Below are 20,670 nucleotides of genomic sequence, written 5' to 3' on the forward strand. Positions count from 1 at the left end.
ATTATCGTGAAGCAAACGCAGCGACATGATGCGATTATTGAACTGGTGCGCCTTCAGGGTTATGTCAGCACTGAAGAACTGGTAGAACACTTTGCTGTTAGTCCGCAAACCATTCGGCGTGACCTGAATGATTTGGCCGATCAAAATAAAATTCATCGCCATCACGGCGGCGCAGCGCTGCCTTCCAGTTCGGTCAACGCGGCCTATAACGACCGAAAAGTCATGTGGTCTGAGGAAAAAGCGCGTATTGCTCAACGAGTTGCCAGCCAGATTCCCGATGGCGCAACGCTGTTTATCGATATCGGCACCACGCCAGAAGCCGTGGCTCACGCGCTGCTCAATCATAAAAATCTTCGCGTCGTGACCAATAATCTAAACGTTGCGACCTTACTCACCGCTAAAGAAGATTTCCGCCTGATTCTGGCCGGTGGCGAAGTGCGAACCCGTGACGGCGGCATTATTGGCGAGGCCACGCTGGATTTCATCTCCCAGTTCCGTCTGGATTACGGCATTTTAGGCATCAGCGGTATCGATATGGACGGCTCTTTGCTTGAGTTCGATTATCACGAAGTACGCACCAAACGCGCGATTATCGAAAACTCCCGCTGCGTGATGTTGGTCACCGACCACTCCAAATTTGGCCGTAATGCGATGGTAAATCTGGGAAATATGAATTTAATCGACTACCTGTTTACCGATCAGCAGCCCCCTGCCAGCGTGATGAAAATCATTGAGCAGCATGATGTGCAGCTAGAACTGTGTTAATTCCCGCCCTCTGGCTCACCCAATAAGACTTGAACTACAATCAGGGGCTTCGGCCCCTATTGACGATATTTACCCACACTTTCGCCGCTATTCCCTGCCATTTCTCTCAAGTTAGACACCCAAGACTTCACCTATAATCTATCTATAAGACGGTAAAAACGCTTCCCGCAAAGGAAGTTTGCTTCGCTGCACTGATTACATCTTTAAAATGAACCCGCAACAAAACTGTTACCTTCATCACGCATAAATGTTTTTCTTTGGTTAACTCTTGGCTTGTTTGTTGGTTTTTGATTACAATCGTGAGCGAAAACGAACATTAAAGAGCTGTTTCGAACATCTGGAGGAAGGTTACATGGAAACCAAAGACTTGATCGTGATCGGTGGCGGCATTAACGGTGCCGGTATCGCTGCGGATGCTGCCGGACGTGGCCTGTCAGTACTGCTGCTGGAAGCGCAAGACTTGGCCTGTGCTACGTCTTCCGCCAGTTCCAAACTTATCCACGGTGGCCTGCGCTACCTGGAACACTACGAATTCCGTCTGGTTAGCGAAGCTTTGGCCGAGCGCGAAGTGCTGCTAAAAATGGCACCGCATATCGCCTTCCCAATGCGTTTTCGCCTGCCACATCAGCCCCATCTGCGCCCTGCCTGGATGATTCGCGCCGGTCTGTTCCTGTACGATCACTTGGGTAAACGTACCACTTTGCCTGCCAGTAAAGGCCTGCGTTTTGGCGCAGATTCCGTCCTAAAACCGGAGCTGGTGCGCGGTTTCGAATATTCCGACTGTTGGGTGGATGATGCGCGTCTAGTGGTGCTTAACGCTCAGGAAGTGGTTGAACGCGGTGGCGAAGTGCGTACTCGCACTAAAGTGACCCGCGCCTGGCGTGAAAACGGCCTGTGGATGGTAGAAGCAACCGACGTCAATACTGGTAAAACCTTCACCTGGCGTGCCAAAGGTCTGGTTAACGCCACAGGTCCTTGGGTAAAACAGTTCTTTGACGATGGTCTAAAACTGAAATCTCCTTACGGTATCCGCCTGATTAAAGGCAGCCATATCGTTGTTCCACGCGTACATAACCAGCCGCAGGCTTACATTCTGCAAAATGAAGATCACCGTATCGTTTTCGTCATTCCGTGGCTGGATGATTACTCCATTATTGGTACCACCGACGTGGAATACCACGGCGATCCTAAAGATGTGAAGATCGACGATCAGGAAATCGATTATTTACTGAAAGTGTATAACGACCACTTTAAGAAACAGCTTGGCCGTGACGATATTGTCTGGACATACTCTGGCGTGCGTCCGCTATGTGACGATGAATCCGACTCACCGCAGGCCGTGACCCGCGATTACACGCTGGACGTGGCTGATGAACAGGGCAAAGCCCCGTTGCTATCGGTATTCGGCGGCAAACTGACCACTTATCGTAAATTGGCAGAACATGCACTGGAAAAACTGACTCAATACTACCCGAAAGTCGGCCCAGCCTGGACTAAGAACGGTTCGCTGCCGGGTGGCGATATCGGCGGCGATCGCGACAGTTATACCGTTAAACTGCGCCATCACTATAACTGGCTGCCGGAAGCTCTGGCGCGCCGTTATACCCGCACTTACGGTAGCCATAGCGAGATTATTCTGGCCAATGCCACCAGCCTTAAAGATTTGGGCGAAGATTTCGGCCATGGCCTGTACGAAGCCGAGTTGCGCTATTTGGTTGAGAAAGAGTGGGTTGTCGAGTTAGACGATGCCATCTGGCGCCGTACCAAACTGGGTATGTGGCTGGATGAGGCGCAGAAACAACGCATTGCCGAATGGTTGGCGGCAGTTCATGCCGAGAAAATGAATACGCTGTCACTGGTTTCCTGATTCGACAGACGCGCCGCAATGAAAAAAACCGCCTGCTTCCTGATAGAAGCGGCGGTTTTTTCTTAGAGTTTTATCGGTTTAATGTGCCAAATCTCATCGGCATATTCCTGAATCGTCCTGTCAGATGAGAAATACCCCATATTGGCGATATTTAATACCGCACGACGAGTCCATTCATCCGGTTGTAGATATAGCTCATCCACCGCGTCCTGCGTATCCACATAGCTACGATAGTCAGCCAATAACTGATAATAATCGCCCAGATTAACCAACGAATCGAACAGGCTGGTATAGCGATTGGGTTCTTCTGGGCTGAAAATTCCGGTGGCGATCTGCGTCAACACTTGATGAAGCTCAGGGTCTTCATCATAGTATTTCCGCGGGTTATAACCACTGCGGCGTAATTCTTCAACCTGCTCAGCGGTGTTACCAAATATGAAAATATTATCCTCACCGACGTGCTCTCGGATTTCCACGTTAGCGCCATCGAGGGTGCCAATCGTCAGCGCACCGTTCAGGGCAAATTTCATATTACTGGTGCCAGAGGCTTCGGTTCCGGCTAGTGAAATCTGCTCGGATAGATCCGCCGCCGGGATAATCATCTGCGCCAGACTAACGCCATAGTTCGGAATAAACACGACTTTCAACAGGTTGTTCACCCTAGGATCGTTGTTTATTACTTTAGCGACATCATTGATCAAGCGAATAATCTGTTTCGCATTGTAATAGGCCGATGCCGCTTTACCGGCGAAGATCACCACTCTTGGTACCCATTTCGCCTCTGGATCCTGCAAAATACGGTTATAGCGCGTGATCACATGTAAAACATTCAGCAACTGCCGTTTGTATTCATGCATTCGCTTTATCTGCACATCAAACAGTGCCGCGGGATTGAGCACAATATTCAGGTTTTGTGCGACATAAATTGCCAGCCGCTTTTTATTTTCCAGCTTGGCTTTCTGTATCGCCTGTAAAAAGCTCGGATAATCAATATTGGGTTTGATATCGCTCAGTTGGCTAAGATCGGTACGCCAGTTATGGCCAATGCTGTCATCCAGCACCGCCGCCAGCGGGCGATTCGCCAGCCCAAGCCAGCGACGCGGCGTCACTCCGTTGGTTTTATTGCAGAAGCGAGTCGGGAAAATACGAGCAAAATCAGCAAATAGAGACTGAACCATCAACTCAGAATGCAACGCCGATACGCCGTTCACTTTATGGCAGGCAATCACGGCCAGCCACGCCATGCGCACCCGCCGCCCGTTCCCTTCATCGATAATCGACACTCTGGACGGTAATTCATTATCGTCCGGGAAGGCTTCCTGCACTTGTTTGAGGAAGTGATCGTTAATATCGAAAATAATTTGTAGATGGCGCGGCAAAATCTTACCAATCATATCGATCGGCCAGGTTTCCAGTGCCTCAGCCATCAAAGTATGGTTGGTGTAAGAGAAAATGGTTTCCACCATTCCCCAAGCTTTGATCCAGGTAAATTTATGCTCATCAATCAGCAAACGCATTAATTCAGGGATAGACAACACCGGGTGCGTATCATTCAGATGAATGGCAATCTTCTCTGCCAGATTGTCGAAGGTATGATGCAGCGCCCAGTGGCGGGCTAAAATATCCTGAACCGTGGCTGAAACCAGGAAATACTCCTGCCGTAGACGAAGTTCTCGTCCGGAATAGGTCGAATCATCGGGATACAGCACTCGCGATACGTTTTCCGAATGGTTCTTATCCTCTACCGCCGCAAAGTAATCCCCCTGATTGAATTTACCCAAATTGATTTCATTACTGGCGCGCGCCGACCATAAACGCAATGTATTAGTCGCATCGGTATCAAAACCAGGAATGATTTGATCATAGGCGCAGGCCAGAATTTCCTCAGTTTCCAGCCAGCGGGTTTTTGTCCCTTCCTGCTGGATACGACCACCAAAGCGCACTTTATAACGTGTGTTATGACGCGGGAATTCCCAGGCATTACCGTATTCCAGCCAGTTATCTGGGGATTCCGCCTGCTGCCCATTGACGATTTTCTGGCTAAACATGCCGTATTCGTAGCGAATGCCGTAGCCCCGCCCCGGCATGGCTAAAGTCGCCAGTGAATCCAGAAAACACGCTGCCAGACGCCCTAAACCGCCGTTCCCTAGCCCTGGGTCACTCTCTTCGGCCAGCAACTCATTGAAATCGATACCCATTTCATCCAGCGCGGCTTTGATATCATCATAAATACCCATAGATAACAGCGCGTTGGACAATGTTCGACCTAACAGAAACTCCATCGACAGGTAATAAACCTGCCGGACATCTTGAGATAATTGTGCCCGATTGGAGCGCAGCCAGCGTTCCACCATACGGTCACGCACTGCGAACAGCGTGGCGTTCAGCCAATCGTGCTCAGTGGCGATGGAAGGATCTTTACCGACAATAAACATCAGCTTATAGGCAATAGAGTGTTTCAGTGCTTCCACACTGACTACGGGTGAGGTGTAGCTAAAGGGTGTCGTCATTAGCGGTATTTCCCTAATTTGTGGTTACAACAAGTGTTGATAAAGCGACCGGTAGTCTGCTGCCGCTACCTGCCAACCAAAATCAAGCTCCATCCCATGACGCTGTACGTGACGCCAATGTTTTGGACGAACCCAGAGCACAAAGGCACGGCGAATTGCCCGCTCCAGTTCCGCTGCTTCACATTCATCAAACACAAACCCCGATGCGCTACCATCGGCCAGATTTTCTAAAGCACAATCCACTACTGTATCCGCCAGCCCGCCGGTATGGCGCACTAACGGCAGAGTTCCGTATTTCAAACCGTATAACTGCGTCAAGCCGCAAGGCTCAAAACGGCTGGGAACCAAGATCACATCGGCACCGGCAATAATCCGGTGCGAGAACGCCTCATGATAACCAATCTGAACGCCAACCTGATCTGGATAATCCGCCGATGCGGCCAGAAAAGCCTCTTGTAGCAGCGCATCCCCCGCGCCTAGCACCACTAACTGGCCACCCAGCCTGAGTAACTCGGGTAACGCCTGTAGCACCAGATCCAAACCTTTTTGCGCCGTTAAGCGGCTAACCACCGCGAAAATCGGTTTTTTATCAGTAACCTGTAGCCCCATGGCTTTCTGCAAATGGGCTTTGTTGACCGCCTTGCCTCGCAAATCTTCAGAATCATAGCGCTCTCCCAACAGAGCATCTGTGGTCGGATCCCAAATTTCTTCATCCACACCGTTGAGAATGCCGCTCAATCGCCCTTCCCGCGCTCGCTGTTGCAGCAATCCCTCCATTCCGTAACCAAAGGCAGGCTGGGTAATCTCTTTAGCGTAGGTCGGGCTAACGGTTGTCACATGATCGGCGTAAAACAAACCGGCTTTAAGGAATGAAATCTGACCGTAGAATTCCAAACCGTAGATATTAAAGAAGGACGGCGGAAGCTGTAGCTCAGCCATATGGTGAGCGGAAAATAGCCCTTGGTAGGCCAGATTATGTACCGTAAAGACCGAACGAGCCGGACGTCCCCGCGCCGCCAGATAGGCGCAGGCCAAACCCGCGTGCCAATCGTGAGCATGCACAATATTGGGGCGCCAGTAGCTATCCAGCCCGCAGGCCAGTTCGCAAGCCATCCAACCAAGTAGCGCGAAGCGCCGATGATTATCACCGTAAGCATTCAACCATTGGTCGTGGTAAGGGCTGCCGGGGCGATCGTATAAACCTGGCACATCAATCAGGTAGATTCCAACGCCATTGTAAGTGCCATAACTCAATTCCACCCGCCCGGCGAAGGTATCAATTTCTTTGACTAATACTCTATGGGGAATGCCGTTTTTCAGGTCGGGAAACGCCGGTAAAATCACCCGAACGTCGGTGCCATCGGCAATTTGAGCCGCAGGTAAAGCGCCGACAACGTCCGCTAATCCTCCGGTCTTTAGTAAGGGAAACATCTCAGAACAGACATGTAAAACCCGCATCATTACTCCTGGTATCTCATCAGCTACCAATAGGCTTACAGACAACATACGGCTTCGGCCAGAATATCAGGCTCACGTTTTCACGCCAGCCTGAAGCTAAATTACAACTGAGCCAGCATTTCCCTTGTGACGAGTACAATTCCGCCTTCCGAACGGTAGAAACGTGCACTATCCTCTTCCGCATTCTCACCGATCACCATCCCTTCTGGAATTTGGCAGGCGCGGTCGATAATGCAGTGCCGTAAACGACACGATCGGCCCACATTAACGTCTGGCAGCAGCACCGCTGAATCTATCGTACAGAACGAGTTAATCCGCACCCGAGGGAATAGCACTGAATGCACCACCACGGAACCGGAAACAATACAGCCGCCAGAAACCAGTGAATTCATGGTCATACCGTGGCTACCGGAGCGATCCTGCACAAATTTTGCCGGCGGCAGTGGTTCCATATGCGTGCGAATCGGCCAGGAGCGGTCGTACATATCCAGTTCCGGCGTTACCGAGGCTAAATCCAGGTTAGCGCGCCAATAGGCATCCAGTGTCCCGACATCACGCCAATAAGGCGGTAAGTCGCCGTTGGAAGTCACGCAAGACAGAGTAAACGGATGCGCCCAGGCTTCTCCCCGCTCGGTAATTTTAGGTATCAGGTCTTTACCAAAATCATGGCTGGACCCCAGAGTATTCATATCCTCGAGCAATAATTTATACAGATAATCCGCATTAAAAATATAGATCCCCATGCTGGCCAGCGCCATATCGGGATTTCCAGGCATTGATGCCGGAACTTCCGGCTTTTCTGTAAACGACTTGATCTGATAGTCCAGAGACACTTCCATAACACCGAATCCCGAAGCTTCGCTTAGCGGCACCGGAATACAAGCCACGCTACATTTCGCCCCTTTTTCAACGTGGTCAATCAGCATGCGCGAGTAATCCATTTTATAAATGTGATCACCCGCCAGAATGACGATATATTCCGCATTGTATCTGTGAATAATATCCAGATTCTGATACACCGCATCCGCGGTTCCCTTGTACCATTCTTCAGTGCTCAAACGTTGCTGAGCCGGCAGCAAATCGACAAACTCGTTCATTTCTTCGTTGAAGAACGACCAACCGCGCTGGATATGCTGAACCAAAGAATGGGACTGATATTGGGTAATGACGCCGATCCGGCGAATGCCCGAGTTTAGACAGTTAGACAGGGCAAAATCGATAATGCGAAACTTACCGCCAAAATGTACCGCCGGTTTGGCACGAGTGGCCGTCAGGTCTTTCAAGCGCGAACCGCGCCCTCCCGCTAAAATCAGAGCTACCGATTTAAGCGGCAGTAGTCTGGCTAACATCAACGGATCTCTATTTTCGAATTTAACCATAGCGGATTCCTTAGATTTTTTGTTCAAACACACGCACTGAAAATGCGGCGCTATGCCCCGTAAGTAATTCTGTCTGTTGCGGCTCAGCGACATCGCGCGAAGCAAAAGGAGGTACAGGCAGCCATTTCCCGGCGGGTAAAGTCAATTCACAGGCTTGGTCGGAGGCATTAATCACCACTAGCCAACGTTGAGATAAACAAATCTGGAGCTTTCTTTGAAAGCCCTGCTCCCAGGCTAAGGCACTCATTTCCTGCCCCTGCATGTTCAACCATTGCACACTGCCATCGCCTTCCTGCCACCAGCGGTCTTGCGTAAGCGCCGGTATTTTTTGCCGCAGGCGGATAAGTTCGGCAGTAAAGTTCGCCAGATCGCTATCTGCCTGTGTCCAATCCAACCAGGTCATAGCGTTGTTCTGACAGTAGGCGTTATTGTTACCTTGCTGACTGTGGCCATGCTCATCACCGGCCAGCAGCATTGGCGTACCTAGTGAAAGCAGTAACGTGCTGAGTAACGCCCGCTGGCAGGCCTTGCGCCTATGCCAGACCGCCTCATCCGCCGTTAATCCTTCATTCCCGAAGTTATTGCTGAAATTACTATCCGTACCGTCGCGGTTGTCTTCACCATTAGCCAGATTATGTTTTTGGTTGAAACACAGGAGATCCAGTAAGGTAAAACCATCGTGTGAAGTGATCATGTTGATACTGGCGGAAGGCAAACGCTCCCGCTGAGCATAGATATCGGCAGAGCCGGAAAAACGTTGGGCAAATTGCCCCAAAGAGAATTGATTGTGTAGCCAGAAACGTCGCATTCCATCGCGATATTGGTCATTCCACTCGCTAAAACCGCGAGGGAAATGGCCTACCTGATAACCGCCCCAGCCGATATCCCAAGGTTCTGCGATCATTTTGCAATGAGCCAACCGCGGCTCCGCTTGTAACGCTTGGAAAAAGGGTGCGTCCTGATGAAATTCAGGCGTGCGCCCCAAAATCGCGCCGAGATCGAAGCGAAAACCGTCGACGTGGCAACTCTCAACCCAATAACACAGGCAGTCGATTACCCAACGAACCACTTCCGGATGATCCAGCTTGAGCGCGTTACCGCAGCCGGTTTGATTCTCATACTCTCCCTGCGCGTTCAGCCAGTAATAGCTGGCATTATCGATCCCTCGCAGCGATAGCGTTGGCCCTTCAGCGTCCAGCTCGGCGCTGTGGTTAAACACCACGTCCAGAATGACCTCAATGCCTGCACGATGCAGGGCTTTTACCGCATCCCGCAGTTCCCGCAGCGGTGAGAAACCTTCCCGCCCGGATGCATAATCCGGCTCTACCGCATAGGGCGCTAATACGTTGTAGCCCCAATAGTTGGTTAGCCCCAGTTTCTGCACTCGAGGTTCATCCACATGATGCTGAATCGGCAGCAATTCCAGCGCGGTAATACCGAGCTTTTTCAGGTAATCAATCATCACAGGATGAGCCAAAGCACCATAGCTGCCACGTAGCGTCTCGGGAATGTCGGGGTGTAGCTGAGTTAATCCGCGAACGTGAGCTTCATAAATTATCGTATTGCCCCAAGGCACCGCCGGCGGGCAATCGCCCTGCCAGTCATATTCCTCATGTACCACCACGGATTTTGGCATCGCATCGGCGCTATCCTGCTGATCGGCATGATCCATTCCGCCGAACAGGCGCGGATCGTCATCAACGCGTCCTTCCACTGCACGAGCACAGGGATCGAGTAGGAGTTTCTGCGCATTAAAACGATGTCCCGATTGGGGATCAAACGGCCCGCTAACGCGAAATCCGTAACGCTGACCAGGCTGACCGCCGGGTAAATATCCATGCCAGATATCGCCGCTGCGAGCGGGCAACGGCAAGCGAACCTCCCGCCCCGCTTCGTCGAACAGGCACAGTTCTACGTCATAGGCATGAGCCGAAAACAGGGTGAAATTAATCCCTGAACCGTCAAAATACGCGCCAAGAGGAGTAGGAGAACCAGTCTGTAACGTGGTCATGCTATCCCTCCCTCAGCAGATAAAGAGTGGCGAGCGGCGGTAGAGTCAGCGATAAAGATTGATCCTGGTTATGGCTGCCAATCTGTTGAGTATCAATCGCGCCCTGATTACCCAAATTACTGCCACAATAATAGGTTGAATCGGTATTCAACACTTCGCGATACCGTCCGGCGCGGGGCACGCCTACTCGATAGTTATAGCGCGGCACCGGGGTGAAGTTACTGATGGCGATCAATTCATTACCTGCCGCATCACGGCGCAGGAAAGCAAAAACTGAGTTTTCATGGTCATCTACCACCAGCCATTCAAAACCTTCCGGCTGATAATCCAGTTCGTACAGCGGCGCATTATCTTGATAACAATGGTTAAGATCTCGCACCAAACGTTGAACGCCGCTATGCCAGCCGTTTTCGTCATCGAGCAAGTGCCAGTCCAGACTGGTGTCAAAATTCCACTCCCGCCCTTGAGCAAATTCGCATCCCATAAACAGCAGTTTTTTGCCGGGATGCGCCCACATAAAGCCGTAATAAGCGCGGAGGTTAGCGAATTTCTGCCAGGCATCGCCGGGCATCCGATCCAGAATCGAGCGTTTGCCATGTACCACTTCATCATGGGAAAGCGGCAACACGAAATTCTCGGTATAGGCATACAACATGCCAAAAGTCATTAGATTATGGTGGTATTTGCGGTGAACCGGATCGAGCTGCATGTAATTGAGCGTGTCGTGCATCCAGCCCAGATTCCATTTGTAATTGAAACCTAAACCATTGGCTTCTGGCGGCAAGGTTACGCCGGGATAGTCGGTGGATTCTTCCGCTAACGTCACCGCGCCGGGTCGTTCTACGCCGAGGGTATGGTTGGTGTAACGCAGGAAAGAAATAGCTTCCAGATTGTCTCTGCCGCCATATTGGTTAGGCACCCACTCGCCTTCGGCCCGGCTGTAATCCCGATAAATCATCGAAGCGACCGCATCTATTCGCAGACCATCGATACCAAAACGTTCCAGCCAGTAAAAAGCGTTTCCTGCCAGATAGTTGCGAACTTCATTTCGTCCGTAGTTATAAATCAGGGTATTCCAATCCTGATGATAACCTTCACGCGGATCGGCATATTCGTACAGCGCGGTACCGTCAAACTGCGCCAGACCGTATTCATCACTAGGGAAATGACCTGGAACCCAATCCAGAATCACGTTTAGCCCCGCCTGATGGGCTTTCTCAATGAATTGCCTGAAATCCTGTGGCGTTCCAAAGCGGCGGGTCGGTGCATACATGCCCAACGGTTGGTAGCCCCAACTGCCATCAAACGGATGCTCACTCATCGGGAGTAATTCGATATGGGTAAAACCCATATATTTGACGTAATCAACCAGTTGTTCAGCTAGTTCGCCGTAGCTCAGCCAGAAATTGTTTTCGGTATGTCGCCGCCAGGACCCCAGATGAACTTCATAAATAGAAACTGGCGCATTGAGCGCATTGGCTTTTTGTCGAATGGGAGAGTTCTCAACAATATCAGGCAGTGGGCTAATCAGAGAGGCCGTTTCTGGTCGCATTTGCGCTTCAAAAGCGTAAGGGTCTGCTTTTAGGCGAATATTTCCATTACTGTCTATTATCTCGTATTTATATAGCTGTCCGGCCTGTACACCCGGTAAAAAAACTTCCCAAATACCGTTTTCTTTTCTCAGCCTCATTGGTTGGCGGCGGCCATCCCAGAAGTTAAATGCACCAACAACCGACACTCGCTTGGCATTAGGTGCCCAAACCGCAAAACTGACGCCTTCCACCCCGTCTAAAGACATCAAATGAGCACCTAAACGTTCATAGGGGCGCAAATGCGTACCTTCCGCCAATAACCAGCTATCTATATCCTGCAATAAGGGGCCAAATCGATAAGGATCTTCGATAATTTCAGTACTATCCGCCCAAATAACAGCTAACTGGTAGCGAAATGGATTTTTACGACGAGGAATGACAGCGGCAAAGAAGCCCCTGGAATCGATACAATCGAGCCGAGTGACTTTCTTATTGGTTTTGCAGTCAACTACCCATACTTCTTTAGCATCAGGCAGCAGAGCACGCACTTGCAGCATATCGGCAACTTTGTGCATACCAAGAATGGAAAAAGGATCTGAATAATTACCACAAATAACCTGATTAATCACATTTTGCTCGGGAAGTGCTGACATTTTATCTTTCCTATGACTAATAGCATGATTTACAAGAAAAAATCATTAAGATAAATAAAAATTCAACTTATCTATCATGCAATCCATTTACCGTATAAATCATGACGACGATCAAAATGACGATTTTTTTAGCTTAAAATCTCAAAAAACCACCCTGATAAATTTCAATCCCGGCTCAGAGTTACCCTTGTGACAATGCGCGCCCCAAGCTATAAGCATAGTCAAAGGTGAGTAAAAAATGGTTAAGCAATCAAGGAAATCCCTTTCCAGCACTAAAAGGAATAATCCGGTTAATTTATTTCGGGTTAGCGGCAGTTATTCACTCAAATTGGCACTTTGGTAGCAGATCTCACGGTCTGTGTTTTTTTATATTTAGTTGTTCGAGTTAAAATTTTCTCATTCATGCCTTCGTTATAATGGCCTCGGAAATAACGGAGGCAATACAGCATGGGCGTTAGCCAGACCGAACTGATTTTTTCATTACTGCAACAAATGTGCGTATATCTGGTTATCGCATACCTGCTCAGTAAAACACCGCTTTTCATTCCATTGATGCAAGTCACCATCCGCTTGCCGCACAAGCTGGTGTGCTATCTCACCTTTTCCATGTTTTGCATCATGGGGACTTATTTCGGCCTGCATATTGATGATTCCATTGCCAATACACGTGCTATTGGTGCGGTTTTAGGCGGCGTACTGGGGGGACCATCCGTCGGTTTTCTGGTCGGCTTAACCGGCGGATTACACCGTTATTCTCTGGGAGGAATGACCGCGACCGCCTGTATGCTCTCCACGGTCGCGGAAGGTCTGATAGGCGGCTTCCTTCATAACTACCTGATTCGTAGGAATCGGCTGGATTTACTGTTCCAACCTTTAGTGATTGCTGGCATGACGTTAGTGGCGGAAGTGCTGCAAATGCTGATTATTCTGGCGGTTTCGCGCCCCTTTTCCGAAGCGGTGGAACTGGTTGAAAATATTGCATTGCCGATGATGATCACCAATACCATTGGCGCAGCTATGTTCATGCGCATCCTACTGGATCGGCGCGCTATTTTCGAAAAATACACCACGGCATTTTCGGCTAAAGCCTTACAGATCGCCGCCAGAGCAGAAGGACTATTGCGACACGGATTTGATCAGCAAAACAGTATGCGAGTAGCGCGGATTCTGTATGAGGAATTGGGCGTTGGGGCGGTGGCGATTACCGATAGAGAAAAGCTTCTGGCCTTTATCGGCACCGGCTCAGATCATCATATTGTCGGTTCCGCGATTACTTCACACCACACTCATCGAGCCATCGGAATGGATCAGGTGGTTTATGCCGACGGCAACGCGGTGCCCTATACCTGTTCGATTTCACCCACTTGCAAACTAGGCTCTACGCTGGTTATTCCTCTACGAGGAGAAGAACATCGCGTCATCGGCAGCATTAAACTGTATGAACCGAAAACCAAGCTGTTTTCCAGTATCAACCGCACGCTAGGGGAAGGCATTGCTCACCTTCTATCGGCGCAGATTATGGCGGGTAGATTTGAGCAACAAAAACAATTATTAGCCCAGTCGGAGATCAAACTCCTCCACGCTCAGGTAAATCCGCATTTTCTATTCAACGCCCTCAATACCTTATCGGTTGTGATTCGTCGCGATCCCAATCACGCTCGCAAACTGGTGCTTTCACTTTCCACCTTCTTCCGTAAAAACCTGAAGCGCAGCCACGATGTCGTTACTCTGAGCGATGAAATTGAGCATGTGAATGCTTACCTGGAAATTGAAAAAGCGCGCTTTGCCGATCGATTGAACGTCAATATCGCCCTGCCAGAAAATATTCTGGCTGCCCGACTACCCGCGTTCTCTTTGCAGCCGGTGGTAGAAAATGCCATTAAACACGGAATTTCTCAGATGTTCAGCAATGGAAATATTACCCTACGCGGCAATATGCAGGATGGAATCCTGACGTTGGAAGTAGAAGATAATGCGGGATTGTATGAATCCAAGCCCGACGGGGACGGATTGGGCATGAATCTGGTCGACAGACGTATCAAGGTGCGTTATGGCCAGCAGTACGGCGTGACCGTGACCTGTGAGACGGACATATATACCCGTATCTCGATTAAATTACCGTTCCATACCGCAGCAGAAAATTGAATTAATCCGCTGATATTTAGCGATAAAAAAAGGTTGCTAGCATCGCAACCTTTTTGATTTTTTAGCGACTTCAGAACTACAGTTTTAGAGCGGCAGCGATTACGCCAGAATCCGCAGCATACGGCGTAACGGTTCTGCCGCGCCCCAAAGCAATTGGTCGCCAACGGTGAAGGCGGATAAATACTCCGGCCCCATGTTCAGCTTGCGCAAACGGCCTACCGGCGTATTCAACGTGCCGGTCACGGCGGCGGGAGTCAGCTCACGCATCGTCAACTCGCGATCGTTCGGGATGACTCGTACCCAATCATTGTGGGTTGCCAGCAACGCCTCGATTTCAATGAGCGGAAGGTCTTTTTTCAGTTTCAGAGTAAATGCCTGACTATGACAGCGCAGAGCGCCAACACGCACACATAACCCATCCACCGGAATAACGCTGCTGGTATTCAGAATTTTGTTCGTTTCCGCCTGGCCTTTCCACTCTTCCCGGCTCTGGCCGTTATCCAACGCTTTATCAATCCACGGAATCAGGCTGCCAGCCAATGGCACACCAAAGTTATCGGTTGGCAACGTGCCGCTGCGTGTCGCCGCCGTCACTTTACGCTCAATATCCAAAATGGCAGAAGCAGGGTTCTGTAGCTCTTTGGCTACGCCAGCGTGCAGCATACCCATTTGGGTTAGCAACTCACGCATATGACGAGCACCGCCGCCGGATGCAGCCTGATAAGTGGCAACAGACGCCCATTCGACCAGGTCATTGGCAAACAGGCCACCCAGTGACATCAACATCAGGCTAACGGTGCAGTTACCGCCAACAAACGTTTTGATTCCCTGATTTAACCCTTGCTGAATCACATCATTGTTTACCGGATCCAAAATAATAATGGCATCGTCTTTCATGCGCAGAGAAGAAGCTGCATCGATCCAAAAACCCTGCCAGCCGCTGGCACGCAGCTGAGGATAAATTCCGTTGGTATAATCCCCGCCCTGACAACTAATGATAATATCCAGAGCACGCAGCGCGTCGATATCATAAGCGTCTTGCAAGGTGCCCTGCTGACCGGTAAAAGTAGGCGCAGCCTGACCGTGCTGTGAAGTAGAGAAAAAGACCGGGCGGATGCCGTCAAAATCGCGTTCTTCGATCATGCGCTGCATGAGCACAGAGCCGACCATACCGCGCCAGCCGATAAAACCAACGTTTTTCATGTTTACTGTCCTGCCTTGGAAGAGGTGACAACCGATTAAGGGATGCCTGTCTTGTGGCGCTGCGCCGCCGAAAATGGCATGGCAGACTGACTCTAAGAGAGACCTGATACCACCTTACAAAATATGTAAAAAGTGGCAAGTTAATTTAATCGATGCCGGAGGAATTCACAGTAATCCTCCTAATACCCGAGCGTCTCTGGTTTGATATACCGGAAACTTTTAGTCCGTTGAGGTCACAATGACAGAAATGATTGCGGCAACCGTGTTGCTGTTTTTGATAATGGATCCTTTAGGCAATTTGCCCATTTTCATGTCGGTGCTCAAGCATCTGGAACCGAAGCGGCGACGGGTAGTGCTGATTCGCGAGCTGCTTATCTCACTTATCTTGATGTTGATTTTTTTGTTCGCGGGCGAGAATATTTTGGCGTTTTTGAACTTACGCACTGAAACCGTTTCGATTTCCGGCGGAATCATTCTGTTTTTAATCGCCATCAAAATGATTTTCCCTTCCAATGAAGGTCACTCAACCGACTTACCTGCTGGAGAAGAACCATTCCTGGTTCCACTGGCAATTCCGCTAATGGCTGGCCCATCAATATTGGCCACACTGATGCTTCTTTCTCATCAATATCCAAATCGCATGAGCCATTTGGTGTTAGCGCTGCTGATCGCCTGGGGTTTATCCTCAGTTATCTTGTTGATGTCTGGTGTATTTTTACGTCTGTTGGGGGATAAAGGCGTCAGCGCATTGGAACGACTGATGGGATTGATTCTGGTGATGTTATCTACCCAGATGTTTTTAGATGGCGTCAGAGCCTATCTCACGGCCTAATTCATCGGCGACGACGATAAAAACACACAAGGGGCCACGATTGGCCCCGATAACCAAGCGGTGCCGAAGCTAGACTTTATGGCTCAGCGCCGCCACGCAGCGACGTACTACTTCATCAATATCGGCATCGATATCCACGCAAATCACGTCTTTCTCGTCTGCCAGAGGCTCTTCCAAGGTTTCAAACTGGCTTTTCAGCAGATCGGTGGGCATAAAATGACCCGAACGAGCTTTTAATCGCTCCATAATCACGTCAAAGCTGCCTTTCAGATAGAGAAAAACCATATCTTTATTGCCTTCCCGCAGGCAATCGCGGTAACGACGTTTTAGAGCAGAACAGACAATAATACCGGTTTCGTTTTTATGGTTCAGGCTGTAGGCCGCGTCGCTCAAACGTTCCAGCCACGGCATTCTGTCGTCATCATTTAACGGATGCCCGCTGGCCATTTTTTGAATATTGGCGCGCGGATGCAGATCATCACCGTCAATAAATTTGGCGTGAATTGCATGAGCAACGGCTTCACCCACCGTCGTTTTTCCGCTGCCCGATACGCCCATCACAATGATGCTATGTCCTGCCATAAGTTTGATCTCTATCTCAGAATGGGAATTTTACCCTGTTTGACGGTTCCGTATTTTAACATGTTACCGGTATCATGATACCGGTAACAAATGGAGATGTGACTTTTATCACAAAGGGAAGAACACCGGGTTTTGTACTCAATCGCGCAATCACGCCAGCCTGTTTAAAGACTGAGCGTAATAATAAAAGGAAGGTTCTTATCCCGTTACCTGTCCTGGATAAGCACCCTACCCCACTAATTTCGCGTTGCAGCAAAATGAGCAATATCAATACCTATAGCTTTCAGATTACAGCCAAACGGCAATTGGCCTCCATCCGAGGAGCTTAGTCCGCTAAGTGAATCGAGATAGCCAAAACAGCCGGTGTCGCTGCAACGGGAAAGAGACAAGGTACAAAGTCAGAAAACGCCGCTGCGGCGAGAAAAAAGCAGGGTAAATAAATCATAACTAAAAGCGATAAATAGGTTGGAGAAATGCTATGCCATTAGTCATTGTCGCGGTTGGCGTTGCCATGCTGCTGTTACTGATGATCCGTTTCAAGCTGAACGGGTTTATCTCGCTGATTCTGGTCGCTCTGGCGGTCGGAATTATGCAGGGTATGCCGGTTGATAAAGTGGTCGGCTCGATTAAAGCCGGGGTTGGCGGCACGCTTGGCAGCCTGGCGCTAATTATGGGCTTTGGTGCCATGCTGGGTAAACTGCTGGCGGACTGCGGCGGTGCTCAACGCATCGCTACCACGCTGATTGATAAATTCGGCAGACAACATATTCAATGGGCCGTGGTACTGACAGGTTTTACCGTCGGTTTTGCCCTGTTTTATGAGGTCGGTTTCGTACTATTACTACCGCTGGTATTCAGCATTGCGGCGTCTGCACGCATTCCTTTGCTGTATATCGGTGTGCCAATGGCTGCTGCGCTTTCGGTCACTCACGGCTTTCTGCCTCCTCACCCCGGCCCAACGGCGATTGCGACCATTTTCCATGCCGATATGGGTAAAACCTTGCTGTACGGCACCTTACTGGCTATTCCAACGGTCATATTAGCTGGTCCGGTTTATGCTCGATTCCTGAAGGGCATTGATAAGCCGGTTCCTGAAGGTTTATACAACCCAAAAACCTTTACCGATGAAGAAATGCCGAGCTTTGGCGTCAGTGTTGCGACCGCTCTGGTGCCGGTTATTCTGATGGCGCTGCGTGCCGTAGCCGAGATGATTTTGCCAAAAGGGCATCCGGTTCTGGCTTATGCCGAATTCTTCGGCGATCCGGTTATTGCGACCCTTATCGCTGTATTAATCGCTATTTTCACCTTTGGCCTGAACCGCGGGCGCTCCATGGAATCGGTAATGGATACCGTAACCGACTCCATTAAAATCATCGCTATGATGCTGTTGGTTATTGGCGGTGGCGGCGCATTCAAGCAGGTATTGGTGGACAGCGGCGTTGAACAATATATTGCCGGTATGATGAGCGGCAGCGGTGTATCACCAATTCTGATGGCTTGGTCTATCGCGGCACTGTTGCGTATCGCGCTGGGTTCTGCCACGGTCGCGGCCATTACCGCCGGAGGTATTGTTGCTCCATTGATTGCCACCACCGGTGCCAGCCCAGAGCTGATGGTTATTGCCGTCGGTTCCGGCAGCGTGATTTTCTCTCACGTTAACGATCCGGGCTTCTGGCTGTTTAAGGAATATTTCAATCTGACCATTATGGAAACCATTAAATCCTGGTCAGTGCTGGAAACCATCATTTCAGTATGTGGATTAGTCGGCTGCCTGTTATTGGCTATGGTGATTTAATTCGCTGAGTTTGAAGGTTAGTTCACACAAAAAAGGCCTGCTGTCGAAAGATAGCGGGCCTTTTCTTTAACGCCATTATTCAGATACTGCCACCGGGCAGAATAGTGAAGCCGACATCGACCATTTTGGGTGACACCGATTCACCACGCAGCCTGGCAATCAGACGTTCTGCACCTATTTGCCCCATTTTTTCGCGGGGAGTCAGTACGCTAGCCAAACGCGGCACCATCGACTGCCCAATATCATGGCCGTGGAAACCAGCAATCGCCATATCCTGCGGGATAGATAATCCCTGGCGTTGACATTCGAAAAACGCGCCGATGGCCAAGTCATCATTGGTACAGAAAATACTGTCGATCTGCGGATAACTAACCTGCGCTTCACGCAACAGCTCGCCACCGGCAGAATAGGAAGATGAGCGGCTGGTCATAATACTGACCGGCTCTAAACCCGATTCTCTCATCGCCTGCTCGTAACCCTGCTGCTTAATCACCGTTCGCTCATCCTGACGCGCACCGAAATAGACTACGTGACGGTGGCCCTGAGTGATAATTTGCTGAGTCATCTGGCGAGCGGCTTCAAAATTGTTAAATCCAACCGCCAGATCGATGCAGGGGGAAACACAATCCATCAATTCGATCACCGGAATACCGGACACCTGAATCATTTTTAAGGTACGGGGAGTGTGATTCCGTTCGGAGAGAATCAGACCGTCGATGTTATAAGACAGCAGCGAGGTCAGGCGTTGTTCTTCCAGCTCTTTCTGATAACCATAGTGAGCCAGCATGGTTTGATAGCCGTGAACGTCTGTGACGCTCTCAATACCGCGTAAAACCTCGGCAAATACCTGATTAGTTAATGAAGGCAATAATACGCCAATCGCCCGGCTGGTGGCGTTTGACAGAATATCCGGCGCACGGTTGGGGATATAGCCCAACTCATCCAATGCCACCGCAATTTTCCCCTGTAGCACGGCGGAAACCTGCTGCGGATTACGCAAATAGCGGCTAACCGTCATTTTCGTGACGCCAACCATATCAGCTACATCTTGAAGCACTGGCCTTTTTTTCTTCATTATCAATGAACTGGCGCAAGAGAGACGGGCGGGGATTTTAACAAAAAAAAGGGTATAACGCGATGCGCATACCCTTTTTAGCCGATAAATGAAGGTTAAACCGGTGGCAGATCAAATAACAATATCTCACTGTCTTCATCGGCATGAATCGACAATGCGGTTTCATCCCAAATGGCGAAAGCATCGCTGGTGCCTGCGTGATGACCATTGATAGCAACCTTGCCACGTACTACCTGAATCCAGATTCTGCGCTCCGCCTGAATCTGATAAACAGATTGTTCATCTTTTTTCAGCGCCCAGCGCGATAGCGTCATATCTTGGAACACTTTCAGAGAACCGTCGCGAGCATCCGGAGACAGCACCAACTGGCGCCCCTGTGGGTTATCAAAGCGCTTTTGTTCATAGCGCGGTGGTAAACCATTAGTTTCAGGAATAATCCAGATTTGATATAGGTGCAACGGCTGGTCACTACGACCATTGTATTCAGAGTGGCGCACACCCGTGCCGGCACTCATAATCTGGAACTCACCCGCATGGATTTGTTCTTTATTGCCCATGCTGTCCTGATGTTCTACGGTTCCCGATAGTACATAGGTTAGAATTTCCATATCCTTATGGGGATGAGTACCGAAACCCTGCCCAGCGTCGATCACGTCTTCGTTAATCACCCGCAGCGCCGAGAACCCCATAAAGTTAGCGTCATAATAATCAGCGAATGAGAAGGTATGCCAGCTATCTAACCAGCCGTGATTAGCGTGACCGCGTTCTTCTGCTTTGCGTAGATAAATCATATTCAATTCTCCTCAACGTTTTCTTTAGTCTAGATGTCGCAGGAAAATATGAAAGCGTAAAAAACTCATCCC

14 protein-coding genes are annotated in these 20,670 nt (G+C 49.8%); 5 read left to right on the forward strand and 9 right to left on the reverse strand.

The window, feature by feature from the left end:
- Positions 1–6: 6 nt before the first annotated feature.
- Positions 7–765, forward strand: coding sequence for a DeoR/GlpR family transcriptional regulator (locus tag PL78_RS11800; RefSeq protein ID WP_064515675.1), 759 nt, complete (start codon positions 7–9; stop codon positions 763–765).
- A 352-nt stretch (positions 766–1,117) separates the two neighbouring features.
- Positions 1,118–2,632 (forward strand): glycerol-3-phosphate dehydrogenase, encoded by a 1,515-nt coding sequence (glpD, locus tag PL78_RS11805; RefSeq protein ID WP_064515676.1) that lies wholly within the window; start codon positions 1,118–1,120, stop codon positions 2,630–2,632.
- A 62-nt stretch (positions 2,633–2,694) separates the two neighbouring features.
- Here the strand turns inward: glpD and glgP are convergent, their stop codons facing one another.
- The 5 genes from glgP to glgB form a co-directional block, all read right to left on the reverse strand.
- Positions 2,695–5,142 (reverse strand): glycogen phosphorylase, encoded by a 2,448-nt coding sequence (gene glgP, locus PL78_RS11810; RefSeq protein ID WP_064515678.1) that lies wholly within the window; start codon positions 5,140–5,142, stop codon positions 2,695–2,697.
- Positions 5,143–5,166: 24 nt separating this feature from the next.
- Entirely contained in the window at positions 5,167–6,600 is a 1,434-nt protein-coding gene (gene glgA, locus PL78_RS11815; protein ID WP_064515679.1) for a glycogen synthase GlgA, read from the reverse strand.
- Between the two features lie 101 nt (positions 6,601–6,701).
- A complete protein-coding gene (gene glgC, locus PL78_RS11820) occupies positions 6,702–7,979 on the reverse strand; it encodes a glucose-1-phosphate adenylyltransferase (RefSeq protein WP_064515682.1) in 1,278 nt (425 codons plus the stop codon).
- 10 nt (positions 7,980–7,989) lie between these two features.
- Positions 7,990–9,990 (reverse strand): glycogen debranching protein GlgX, encoded by a 2,001-nt coding sequence (gene glgX / locus PL78_RS11825; protein WP_064515684.1) that lies wholly within the window; start codon positions 9,988–9,990, stop codon positions 7,990–7,992.
- A gap of 1 nt (position 9,991) precedes the next feature.
- A complete protein-coding gene (glgB, locus tag PL78_RS11830; RefSeq protein WP_064515686.1) occupies positions 9,992–12,175 on the reverse strand; it encodes a 1,4-alpha-glucan branching protein GlgB in 2,184 nt (727 codons plus the stop codon).
- A gap of 447 nt (positions 12,176–12,622) precedes the next feature.
- Here glgB and PL78_RS11835 point away from each other — a divergent pair, with 447 nt between their 5' ends.
- Entirely contained in the window at positions 12,623–14,320 is a 1,698-nt protein-coding gene (locus PL78_RS11835) for a sensor histidine kinase (protein WP_064515689.1), read from the forward strand.
- Positions 14,321–14,419: 99 nt separating this feature from the next.
- Here PL78_RS11835 and asd read toward each other — a convergent pair whose 3' ends face one another.
- Positions 14,420–15,523, reverse strand: a complete 1,104-nt coding sequence (gene asd, locus PL78_RS11840; protein ID WP_064515692.1) for an aspartate-semialdehyde dehydrogenase — start codon at positions 15,521–15,523, stop codon at positions 14,420–14,422.
- A gap of 238 nt (positions 15,524–15,761) precedes the next feature.
- On the opposite strand from asd, the gene PL78_RS11845 reads away from it, so the two are divergent.
- Positions 15,762–16,355 carry a YhgN family NAAT transporter gene (locus PL78_RS11845; RefSeq protein WP_064515694.1) on the forward strand — a complete coding sequence of 198 codons (594 nt, stop codon included), beginning with the start codon at positions 15,762–15,764 and terminating at the stop codon, positions 16,353–16,355.
- A 69-nt stretch (positions 16,356–16,424) separates the two neighbouring features.
- On the opposite strand, the gene PL78_RS11850 is transcribed toward PL78_RS11845, so the two are convergent.
- Positions 16,425–16,937, reverse strand: coding sequence for a gluconokinase (locus PL78_RS11850; RefSeq protein WP_064515696.1), 513 nt, complete (start codon positions 16,935–16,937; stop codon positions 16,425–16,427).
- Between the two features lie 478 nt (positions 16,938–17,415).
- On the opposite strand from PL78_RS11850, the gene gntT reads away from it, so the two are divergent.
- Positions 17,416–18,732 carry a gluconate transporter gene (gntT, locus tag PL78_RS11855; protein WP_064515701.1) on the forward strand — a complete coding sequence of 439 codons (1,317 nt, stop codon included), beginning with the start codon at positions 17,416–17,418 and terminating at the stop codon, positions 18,730–18,732.
- Positions 18,733–18,811: 79 nt separating this feature from the next.
- On the opposite strand, the gene gntR is transcribed toward gntT, so the two are convergent.
- Complete coding sequence (gene gntR / locus PL78_RS11860) at positions 18,812–19,807, reverse strand: gluconate operon transcriptional repressor GntR (protein WP_064515704.1); 996 nt, start codon at positions 19,805–19,807, stop codon at positions 18,812–18,814.
- Between the two features lie 95 nt (positions 19,808–19,902).
- The gene (locus PL78_RS11865) at positions 19,903–20,598 is read right to left on the reverse strand and encodes a pirin family protein (RefSeq protein ID WP_064515706.1); all 696 of its coding nucleotides are present in this window, start codon (positions 20,596–20,598) and stop codon (positions 19,903–19,905) included.
- Between the last annotated feature and the right edge of the window lie 72 nt (positions 20,599–20,670).

This window comes from Yersinia entomophaga (assembly GCF_001656035.1).
Lineage (GTDB): Bacteria > Pseudomonadota > Gammaproteobacteria > Enterobacterales > Enterobacteriaceae > Yersinia > Yersinia entomophaga.

What these genes read in the sequence shown, in the direction of transcription:
- glpD (WP_064515676.1), top strand. Translation starts at nt 1,118, where the DNA reads ATGGAAACCAAAGACTTGATCGTGATCGGTGGCGGCATTAACGGTGCC.
- glgP (WP_064515678.1), bottom strand. Translation starts at nt 5,142, where the DNA reads ATGACGACACCCTTTAGCTACACCTCACCCGTAGTCAGTGTGGAAGCA.
- glgA (WP_064515679.1), bottom strand. Translation starts at nt 6,600, where the DNA reads ATGCGGGTTTTACATGTCTGTTCTGAGATGTTTCCCTTACTAAAGACC.
- glgC (WP_064515682.1), bottom strand. Translation starts at nt 7,979, where the DNA reads ATGGTTAAATTCGAAAATAGAGATCCGTTGATGTTAGCCAGACTACTG.
- glgX (WP_064515684.1), bottom strand. Translation starts at nt 9,990, where the DNA reads ATGACCACGTTACAGACTGGTTCTCCTACTCCTCTTGGCGCGTATTTT.
- glgB (WP_064515686.1), bottom strand. Translation starts at nt 12,175, where the DNA reads ATGTCAGCACTTCCCGAGCAAAATGTGATTAATCAGGTTATTTGTGGT.
- PL78_RS11835 (WP_064515689.1), top strand. Translation starts at nt 12,623, where the DNA reads ATGGGCGTTAGCCAGACCGAACTGATTTTTTCATTACTGCAACAAATG.
- asd (WP_064515692.1), bottom strand. Translation starts at nt 15,523, where the DNA reads ATGAAAAACGTTGGTTTTATCGGCTGGCGCGGTATGGTCGGCTCTGTG.
- PL78_RS11845 (WP_064515694.1), top strand. Translation starts at nt 15,762, where the DNA reads ATGACAGAAATGATTGCGGCAACCGTGTTGCTGTTTTTGATAATGGAT.
- PL78_RS11850 (WP_064515696.1), bottom strand. Translation starts at nt 16,937, where the DNA reads ATGGCAGGACATAGCATCATTGTGATGGGCGTATCGGGCAGCGGAAAA.
- gntT (WP_064515701.1), top strand. Translation starts at nt 17,416, where the DNA reads ATGCCATTAGTCATTGTCGCGGTTGGCGTTGCCATGCTGCTGTTACTG.
- gntR (WP_064515704.1), bottom strand. Translation starts at nt 19,807, where the DNA reads ATGAAGAAAAAAAGGCCAGTGCTTCAAGATGTAGCTGATATGGTTGGC.
- PL78_RS11865 (WP_064515706.1), bottom strand. Translation starts at nt 20,598, where the DNA reads ATGATTTATCTACGCAAAGCAGAAGAACGCGGTCACGCTAATCACGGC.